At 49.2% G+C, this 9,614-nt stretch carries 8 protein-coding genes; 1 reads left to right on the forward strand and 7 read right to left on the reverse strand.

Features of this window, described 5'->3' with window-relative positions; all coding sequences use genetic code 11:
* The first annotated feature begins 341 nt into the window (after positions 1-341).
* Positions 342-998 (forward strand): hypothetical protein, encoded by a 657-nt coding sequence (locus tag NT002_10575; protein ID MCX6829708.1) that lies wholly within the window; start codon positions 342-344, stop codon positions 996-998.
* 87 nt (positions 999-1,085) lie between these two features.
* Here NT002_10575 and leuS read toward each other — a convergent pair whose 3' ends face one another.
* The 7 genes from leuS to NT002_10610 all read right to left on the reverse strand — a co-directional run.
* Positions 1,086-3,578: a leucine--tRNA ligase gene (leuS, locus tag NT002_10580; GenBank protein ID MCX6829709.1), complete on the reverse strand. Its 2,493-nt coding sequence runs from the start codon at positions 3,576-3,578 to the stop codon at positions 1,086-1,088.
* A gap of 98 nt (positions 3,579-3,676) precedes the next feature.
* Complete coding sequence (locus NT002_10585) at positions 3,677-4,450, reverse strand: polysaccharide deacetylase family protein (protein MCX6829710.1); 774 nt, start codon at positions 4,448-4,450, stop codon at positions 3,677-3,679.
* 22 nt (positions 4,451-4,472) lie between these two features.
* The gene (locus NT002_10590) at positions 4,473-5,714 is read right to left on the reverse strand and encodes a pitrilysin family protein (GenBank protein MCX6829711.1); all 1,242 of its coding nucleotides are present in this window, start codon (positions 5,712-5,714) and stop codon (positions 4,473-4,475) included.
* Between the two features lie 45 nt (positions 5,715-5,759).
* Positions 5,760-7,844 carry a polyribonucleotide nucleotidyltransferase gene (pnp, locus tag NT002_10595; GenBank protein ID MCX6829712.1) on the reverse strand — a complete coding sequence of 695 codons (2,085 nt, stop codon included), beginning with the start codon at positions 7,842-7,844 and terminating at the stop codon, positions 5,760-5,762.
* A gap of 16 nt (positions 7,845-7,860) precedes the next feature.
* Positions 7,861-8,130 (reverse strand): 30S ribosomal protein S15, encoded by a 270-nt coding sequence (gene rpsO / locus NT002_10600; protein MCX6829713.1) that lies wholly within the window; start codon positions 8,128-8,130, stop codon positions 7,861-7,863.
* Entirely contained in the window at positions 8,120-9,073 is a 954-nt protein-coding gene (locus NT002_10605; GenBank protein ID MCX6829714.1) for a bifunctional riboflavin kinase/FAD synthetase, read from the reverse strand. Before NT002_10605 ends, rpsO begins: the two co-directional genes overlap by 11 nt.
* Positions 9,070-9,614: hypothetical protein (locus tag NT002_10610; protein ID MCX6829715.1), on the reverse strand; the 545-nt coding region annotated here is incomplete at its 5' end. The genes NT002_10610 and NT002_10605, both read right to left, overlap by 4 nt.

Genomic DNA, 9,614 nt, shown 5'->3' on the forward strand with positions numbered 1-9,614 from the left:
ACTTCCGAAAGCGCAAAGACTATGTTTCTCCTGCTAAAATCTAACTCGTTATACGACATTAGGTGTCTCCTTTTGAATCAGCTTGTAAATCTTAAGGATACACCTCTTGTCGTTTTTACACACTTATAAAGATATTACCCACTGAACTGAACGATCAGAAAGCTTTTGACATTAAGGGGGTTTTTTGCTTATCTTTTTCATAAATGGGAATTCTATCATATAGAAATAAAATAATAGATCGCGCCATGCCTTTTGCGGCATGGGGTTGTGTTACACTATATGTCATCCTATTGATTCTGGCAGAAGCTAACGGGCCCAGGTGGCGATCGGATTGGTTAACCATGTTAATTCTTACCATACCTCTGACGGCTGCCGCCCTTGCTCCTCTGGCGTGGCGCCGCCGCGGTATATATGGCTACGCTACAGCAATAATATCATATTCTTTCTATATTGTATTGATAATAAGGATTACATTTTCATCCTTATTGGGCATAGCCGCCCCAGAATGGATGTTTGCTCTTTACTTTGGATTGTTTTGCCTGTCAATATTGAGTCTGCTATTTGCTATCCCCTATGCTGTGATTCCAAAACTGCGAGGAACAGGAGAAAAACAAGTTGAATTAGCAGCATTAGAATTGCAGCGTCTTGATATATCGGCTATAGAGAAGCGCCTTGACCATATCAGAGCTTCGCTAAATGCTGTTCAGAGGTCAGTGAAGGATGAAGGCAATGAAATTGAAACCGCGATAGATACTCTTTTGGCCGGCATTAAAGAGAAAAATACAGAGCTTCAGAAAATGAACGAAAAGCAACACGAGCTTTTAGCTGAAATCGACCGATACCGTAACCTTGCTTCAATTACCGAGAAACAGGCAGAGGCGGTGGCGGAAAGATTTAGAAGGGGTAAATATCTGGATTATATTATTGGACTGATTGTGGGAGTTATCTCCGCAATTATAGGTTACTTGATGATTGAGTATTTCAAGTCATTCAAATAAGGAGCGAGGGGTGTGTCCCTAAAGATATATTATGTTAACTATTATAAACAGTCAAATATCCTTTTCCAAACCTCAGTCCCACGAAACCTATTTTACTACCAGATTCACTAGCCTATTGGGAATATAAATCTTCTTAATCAGCGTCTTCCCGGCCAAATATCCAGCTACCCGGCTATCGACTGAGGCCAGTCGGAATACTTCGGCTTCCGGACAATCTCTGGGGATTTCTATCTCCGAACGAACCTTCCCATTAACCTGCACCGCAATCCTGACAGTATTATAATGAACTGCTTCGGGGTCGTAATCCGGCCATTCGGCTTTGAAAATCGAATTCTTGCCGCCACAGAGATGCCACATTTCCTCGGCCAGATGCGGCGCCATTGGAGCCATCAAAAGAATCGCCTTAAGGATTATATAGTCGTTGAGCCTGTCGCTTTTAATCTTAGCCGGGTCGAAATCTCTCAGCAACTCCATCAGAGCCGCAATGGCGGTGTTGAACTGAAGACGCTCATAGTCGTCGTCACAACGTTTCAGTGTCTGATTCAGTTTAATATAGATATTTCGCTCATATTCATTCAAATCGCCTAATTTAAAGTGATACTTTAAGTCGGGATCGGTGCCGCGATAGAAACCGGCCAATGGATAAAAGCGGTTGATGACGAATTTCTCCACGCCGGTCATAGTATCCTCGGTCCAAAGAACTTCTTTCTCGGTCGGCGCCGTGAAAAACATCGCCAGCCGCGTAATATCAATGCCACGCATATCCATAAGGCCAATGGGTGACACTACATTTCCTTTGGATTTAGACATGACTTCGCCCCGGGCATCCAGAACCATGCCATGATTAAAAAGAACGGTCGCCGGTTCATCATCTCTGACCCAACCGATATCTTTCAGAAATTTGTGAAAGAAACGGAAGTAGATCAAATGACCGGTGGCATGGGTGATACCTCCGATATATTTATCGATCGGCATCCAGGCGGCTTCCTTGTCTCGGCCATAGGGCATTTTATCATTCAGCGGGTCTAAGTACCTGAGGTAATACCATGAAGAACAGACGAAAGTATCCATGGTATCGGGATCCCGCTCGGCCGGGCCGCCGCATTTGGGGCAATTTACATTCATAAACTCCGGCACATCGGCCAGCGGCGAGCGGCCTTTGGGAAGGTAATTGGTTACCTGCGGCAGAAGGACCGGCAATTGACTGTCAGGTACAGCGACCTGGCCGCATTTGGGGCAATGGATAATCGGAATCGGCGCGCCCCAGTAGCGCTGGCGCGAAATCAGCCAATCCCGCAGTTTATAGTTTACTCTGGTCCGCCCGAAACCTTTTTCGGCGGCATATTCAGTGACCTTATTAATAGCCTCCTCGCCGACCAGACCATCAAATATCCCGGAGTTGACCATCACGCCATAATCGGTGTAAGCGTCTTCCATGGTGGCGAGGTCGAGGGAGGTGTTCTTGTCGGGATGGATAACCACTACTATAGGGATTCCATATTTTTTGGCAAAAAGGAAATCGCGGCTATCGTGAGCCGGGACAGCCATAACGGCGCCGGTGCCATAGCCGGCCAGAACATAATCAGCCACCCAGAGTTGAATTTCCTGGCCGTTGAACGGGTTGACGGCATACTTGCCGGTGAAAACGCCATCCTTCTCCCCTATCACCGAGGCTCGTTCGATCTCGGCTTTCATCATGACCTGTTTTTTATAATCCTCGACCCTTTTCTTATAGTCACCCTGCAGGTTTAATCGGTCCACCAACGGAGACTCCGGCGCGATGGCCATGAAAGTCACGCCGAAAATAGTGTCGGGGCGGGTGGTAAATATCGGCAGTTTCTCGCCGGTTTCCTTGATGATAAAATCGACCTCAGTTCCGGTTGAGCGGCCAATCCATTCTTTCTGCATCGTCTTGACATTTTCCGGCCAGCCGGGGAGTTTATCGAGATCGTCGATCAGTCTCTGGGCATAATCGGTGATTTTGAAGTACCACTGTTTCAGTTCGCGCTTTTCCACCGGCGTATCGCACCGCTCGCATCTGCCATTGACCACCTGTTCATTAGCAAGAACGGTCTTATCCTCGGGACACCAGTTAACCCAACCGATTTTCTGGTAAGCCAGGCCGCGCTCGAAGAGCCGCGCGAACATCCACTGCGTCCATTTGTAGTATTCGGGATCGCACGAGGACACCTCGCGCGACCAGTCAAACGATATTCCGGTTTTCTTCAGGGTGTTTCGGGAGACTTCGATGTTCAGTTTGGTCCATTCCGCAGGGTGAAGGCCCCGCTTAATAGCGGCTCGTTCTGCAGGAAGCCCAAAAGCATCCCAGCCGAAGGGGTGCAGGACATCTTTCCCATGCATCATCTGACGCCGCGCGACGGCATCGCCCACTATATAATTGCGGAAATGCCCCATATGAATGTCGCCGGAAGGATAAGCGAACATCACCAGCATATAAAACTTATCCTTTCCCGGCTTCTCAGGGGCTTTATAGAGTTCCTCTTTATCCCAAATTTCCTGCCACTTTTTCTCGATTTCTTTGAAGTTATACTTTAAATTCCGGGCTTCATGACTTTGCATAAATTTCAACCATCCATTAGCTTATTCAGATTCGAAAAACTGAATTTATATCAACTCCTCCATATAATCAAGAATTTTCGGCGGAATGGGCGAAGTTATTAGTCCGGCCGATGGAGGTGGCCGGGCCGCAGCCGGTTAAGGAAAATGGTGCCATAAGCATAGGTATTGATGATCGCCCCTTTGAGCCGTTCCAGACGGGCCATCACTCCGGAGCCGGTTTTATTCAGGACCGAATATGGAGTGTCGGTTATATAAACGGCATGGCGCGGCAAAGTGAAACCGGAAGGGCTTTTTCGCAGGAAAGACAGAGAAAAGCCGCGGGAGTATTCGACCTCAAGGGCGAATTTCTCCACTTTTTCATTGAATCGTCCAAAAGGATAGCTGATGAATTTTATTTCGCGGCCGGTTATGTCCTCCAATCCTTTCTTAGATTTTTCCAATTCCAGGCGAAGCAGACGATTGGAGAGACCTTTGAGACTGATATGACTGAGTCCGTGCGAACCGATTTCAATGCCCGAATCACTCAGCGCTTTGATTTGTTCGGCTGACAGGTGAGAAATCTGACGCAGACGGCCGGTATAGTCCCAGCTGTTCGTTTTACTTATATGATTATAAGGCACAAATACCGCGGCCGGCATATTCATCTCCTGAAAAATCGGAAAGGCGACGCTATAAAACGATTCATAACCGTCATCAAAAGTAATGGCGACCAGTTTCGAGTTGTCTTCGGCAATGACATATTCCGCAAGAGGGATTATTTTGAAGCCTGAGTCAAGTATAGCTTTGAGAATTGTCTTCAGTCTTCGGGCGGAGCACTGATTCAGCCCCAGAGGGAGGTCATCGGTAATATGGTGGAAGGTAAGAATGGCCATATCAAACCGGATTAATGATTTATCAGGTGAGGAACCAGTCAACCATTTTGAGATCTTTTTCGCCAGCCGGGCCAAGGAGTGTCACTGTCATTTTTTCGTGATCGAAAATCCGTCGTGCCGCTTCCACAATGTCATCAGCTTTAATCTTATCGATGGCCCGCAGGGATTTTTCCAGATCGAAATACTTTCCGGCCATAAGCTCATGTCGACCCAAACGGTTCATACGCGTATTGGTTGATTCCATGCTCAAAGCCAGATTTCCTTTCATCTGAGTTTTTATCTGGCTCAATTTTAAGGAGGGAATGCGATCCTTCTTAGTCTTACGGAATTCTCTTATCATGATATCAACAGCGGAAGAGAGACGTCGCCTGTCGGCAGCCAGATAAGCGCCCACGACGCCGCAGTCATGATAGAAATCAACGAAAGTATAAACCGTATAGGCGATACCTTTCTGCTCGCGAATCTTCTGAAACAACACCGAGGCCATTCCGCCGCCGAGATGAGTATGCATGGCCAGAATGGCGTTTCTCTCCGGCTGGTCAAACCTTATGCCGGGGAAACCAAGGCTGAGGTGGGTTTGATTGGCCCTTGTTCTGAAAAACCTGAGAGAGAAATTGTCAGGCATTTGCGGAGGCTCTCCCCTACCTTTATCGCCGGGAGGAAAAGAGAACTTGCCTTCCAGCAGACCCAACAATCTCCGATGGGCGACGTTACCGGCGGCCGATATGACGATTCTGCCCGCACGATAATGTTTCCGAAAATATCCGACCAGTTTCTCGCGCGTGAGAGACTGGATGACTTTCCTGGATCCCAGAATAGGACGTCCCAGCGGCTGGCCTCTCCAGAAACAACCTGAGAAATGTTCGTGAATCATTTCCGCTGGCGCTTCTTCCACCTCCATTATTTCTTCAATGACGACTCTCTTTTCGCGCTCCATATTGACATGGCTAAAAGTGGAGTTGGTCATAATATCAGATATAATATCGACCGCCTGCGGGAGATGCTCATCGAGCACGGTGGCATGAAAACAGGTCTGCTCCCGCGAGGTGAAAGCGTTAAGGACGCCGCCCAGGGATTCAAGATAAGAGGCAATCTCCTTTGTGCTCCTGATCCTGGTACCTTTGAACATCATATGTTCGATGAAATGAGAAAAACCGCCTTCGTCTTTGTTCTCATCCCGCGAACCGACATCGACCCAGACGCCAATGGCAATAGAACGGGCTGAGGGCATTCGTTCCGTAACCACCCTCAGCCCATTAGCCATTACCGTCTTATGATAAAGACTATCTGACTTCACTTGCTTTGCCGACTAGACCTTCGATTTGGTCAGGACTTTTCTGGAAAGTCTTATCTTCCCTTCCGGGTCGATATTGATGACTTTCACTTCCACGGTATCGCCGAGCTTCAGGAAATCCTCGACGCGGGCGACATGGCTGTGATCGATTTCGGAGATATGCAACAGGCCGTCGGTACCGGGCAATATTTCCACGAAGGCGCCGAAAGTGGTGATCCGGCGGACCTTTCCGCTATACACCTTGCCGATTTCGGGCTCTTCGACTATGGCTCTGATCATCTCCTCGGCCTTTTTGCCCGCTTCACCGTCAACCGTTGCAATCAGCACCGTACCGTCATCCTCGATATCAATCTTGGCGCCGGTCGCTTCGATAATGGAGCGAATCATCTTGCCGCCGGGGCCGATCACCGCGCCAATCTGTTCGACCTTTATCTTGAAGGTTATAATGCGCGGCGCATAAGCCGAAAGCTCCTCGCGGCTCTTCGGCATCACGGCATTCATTTTATCCAGAATGAAGAGGCGAGCGTTTTTGGCTTTCTCCAGGGCCTCACCCATGATCGCCAAGTCGATTCCGGTCATCTTGATATCCATCTGGAATGCCGTAACTCCCTTGGCGGTTCCGGTCACCTTGAAGTCCATATCGCCGAAATGATCTTCATCGCCGAGAATATCGGTTAGAACGATAACCTTCTCCCCTTCTTTGATAAGCCCCATGGCCACGCCGGCCACGGCCGACTTAATCGGGACGCCGCCATCCATCATAGCCAGAGAGCCGCCGCAGACTGAAGCCATTGAAGAGGAACCATTCGATTCCAGAATATCGGATACGATGCGGATAGTATAGGGGAATTTCTCTTCCACCGGTATAATCGGTTGGAGGGCCCGTTCGGCCAGGGCGCCGTGTCCCACTTCGCGACGGCTGACGCCGCGGATGGGACGAACCTCGCCGGTGGCGAAAGGCGGAAAGTTGTAATGAAGCATATAGCTCTTGGTCGATTCCCCCTCGAGGTCATCGATTCGTTGTTCGTCAATCTTGGTGCCTAATGTCATGACCACCAGGGCCTGAGTTTGACCGCGGGTGAAGAGGGCTGAACCGTGCGTGCGGGGCAGAATGCCCACCTCACAGGTAATCTGCCGAATGTCATCCGGTCCACGCCCATCGATACGTCGATTCTCTTCGACAATCATCCGACGCATGACCGTGGCATCGACATCCTGAATCACATTAGCGATGGTTCTTTCCGATTCGGGGAACTCCTCGGCCAGAGCGGTGAAGATCTCATCGGCAAGTTTCTTCTTGCTATCGCGACGCTGGTCTTTATCGGCGATGCGGTTGTAATCATCAAGCCGTGACTGTACCATCCCGATTACTTTGATCTTAAGCGTCTCATCGACCGATACCGAAGTGAACGATGCTTTCGGCTTTCCGGCCAGCTGCACCAACACCTCGATTTTGGCGACTATTTGCTTGATATTCTCATGACCGAAGGCCAGCGCTTCCAGCATATCGGCTTCCGAAATTTCGCGTCCCCCGCCCTCCACCATGGTGATCGAGTCTTTGGATCCAGCCAGAGTGAGATTGATATCCGACTCTTCCAGTTCTGCGAAAGTGGGATTGACGATCAATTGACCGGCGACCCGGCCCACTCTGACCGCGGCGATGATGGCGGTAAAGGGAATATCGGAGATGGCCAGAGCAGCGGAGGTTCCTGTTATTCCCAGTATATCGGCGTCATTCTGCTGGTCGGCCGATAGAACCAGGTTGTGGCATTGCACTTCGTTGCGGTATCCCTCGGGGAAAAGAGGCCGGATCGGCCGATCAACGATGCGCATTGAAAGAATCTCTTTTTCGGATGGTCTTCCCTCGCGTTTAAAAAATCCACCCGGGATTTTACCGGCCGCATATGTTTTCTCGCGATAATCGACGGTCAGGGGAAAGAAATCCTGACCCTCGACCGGTTTATCGGAGGCACAAACCGCCGAGAGTATCAGCGTGTCGCCCAGTCTAACAGTAACCGCTCCGTTGGCCTGCAAAGCAATTTTACCCGTCTCGAGAAGCAGTCTTTTTCCGCCCAGTTCCAATTCTACACTATGTAACATTATTTAAACTCCTGCGTTACCGTCTGATGTTCAACTGCGATATGATATGACGGTAACTTTCAATATCACGATCCATTAAATAGTCGAGAAGACGTCTTCTCTTTCCTACTTTTATGAGTAGTCCCCGACGACTGTGAAAGTCCTTGGGATGCGCCTGCAAATGCGTGGTAAGAGTGTTGATGTCTTCGGTTAAAATGGCAATCTGGACTTCCGGCGAACCGGTGTCCTTACTGTGAAGCTGATGCTCACCCACGATTGCGGCTTTCTTTTCTTTGCTAACCGACATTTCTTTTTTCTCCTTCGTTCTTTATTCTCAGCACAATTTCTTTATCAATTTTAATCTGTTCCACCAGCTGGGTGGTACTGTCATATTTTTTATTCTCCCTCAGGAAAGTCTCCGGATAACAGAACAATTCCTTGTCGTAGAGGTTCTCATCAAAATCAAATATATTCACTTCTATAGAGATTCCGGCGTCGGGATTGAAATAATTCTGCCCGATAAACATCATACCGTCAAATTTCCTGCCGGCCAGCTCCAGGCTGCAAGAGTAAACTCCGTCGGCGGGCAGAAGCTTTCGCTCGGGGACTCTCAAGTTGGCCGTTGGAAACCCGAGCTCCCGTCCGAGGCCGATTCCGCGGATGACTTTTCCCCGGATGGGGTAGTGATGCCCGAGCATATCGATGGCACGGGACAAATCATTTTCCAGAATCAAGCGTCGAAGGCGTGAGGACGAGATCGGTTTGCCTTCTACGATCACGGGGTCGACAATCTCCAGCGCAAATGAGTACTTGCGGCTCAATTGAACAAGATCATTGATCGTGCCGGATCGATTTTTGCCGAACGCATGGTCGTATCCGACGATGAGTTTCTGCACTTTGATCCGCTCCAGCAGAATGTCACGAGTAAATTCCTCGGCCGTCATGTTCATCAGAGCCTCATTGAACTCCAGAACAAGCAGGCGTCCCTCCATATATTTCTCGAACAGTTTCATCTTCTCTTCCCAGACAGTAAGCAAGAGAGGAGCGCTTCCGGGTGTGACCAGGACGCGGGGATGCGGTTCAAAGGTAATTGCAAGAGGAGTGGCTCCCTGCCTTTCGGCGGCGAGTATCAAATGCCGGAGGATAGCCTGATGTCCAAGGTGTACCCCGTCGAAAGTGCCGATCGTGGCGATAGTCTTTGCCTCGAAGGAGGAATAATGCTGGATGCCATTAATAATCTGCAGACTCAATTTAACACCCTTACATAATTAAAGAAGCTCTCCCCTTTCAGGTCTTTAATCTCCGCGGAATGCTTTCCCGGTTTGCCCACGGCCATGATTCTTCCGCCCGGATCCATCAAGCTGACATGATCCTCGGCGCGGAATTCTCCGACGATTTCAACCACATCCTTCGCGCGTAGCTGACGGCCGGATAAAATGAAAGGGGCGAAAGCTTCGGTCACTTTAATAACGGGAAAAGCGAGAACTTCCTCAATGGGTTTGACATATCTTTTCAAGGTTCCGGCCTGCCGGTAATATTTAACTTCGTTAAGGCTTAAGGCATCCTTTAGTTCAAAGCGTCCCACATGCACGCGATTCAATCGCGACAAATATGCGCCGCATCCGATTCTGTCGCCGATTTCGTTGGCCAGGGCGCGGATATAAGTTCCTTTGGAGCAGCAAACGACGAAACTGATAAAAGGAAGGTTCAATCTGGTCAGGTTGATGTCATTGATTTCAATCTCTCTCTCGGGCGTTTCCACCTGTTCCCCTCGGCGAGCCAATTTATATA

It is taken from the genome of Candidatus Zixiibacteriota bacterium, assembly GCA_026397505.1.
GTDB lineage: Bacteria > Zixibacteria > MSB-5A5 > GN15 > PGXB01 > JAPLUR01.

What these genes read in the sequence shown, in the direction of transcription:
- NT002_10575 (MCX6829708.1), top strand. Translation starts at nt 342, where the DNA reads ATGTTAATTCTTACCATACCTCTGACGGCTGCCGCCCTTGCTCCTCTG.
- leuS (MCX6829709.1), bottom strand. Translation starts at nt 3,578, where the DNA reads ATGCAAAGTCATGAAGCCCGGAATTTAAAGTATAACTTCAAAGAAATC.
- NT002_10585 (MCX6829710.1), bottom strand. Translation starts at nt 4,450, where the DNA reads ATGGCCATTCTTACCTTCCACCATATTACCGATGACCTCCCTCTGGGG.
- NT002_10590 (MCX6829711.1), bottom strand. Translation starts at nt 5,714, where the DNA reads ATGGCTAATGGGCTGAGGGTGGTTACGGAACGAATGCCCTCAGCCCGT.
- pnp (MCX6829712.1), bottom strand. Translation starts at nt 7,844, where the DNA reads ATGTTACATAGTGTAGAATTGGAACTGGGCGGAAAAAGACTGCTTCTC.
- rpsO (MCX6829713.1), bottom strand. Translation starts at nt 8,130, where the DNA reads ATGTCGGTTAGCAAAGAAAAGAAAGCCGCAATCGTGGGTGAGCATCAG.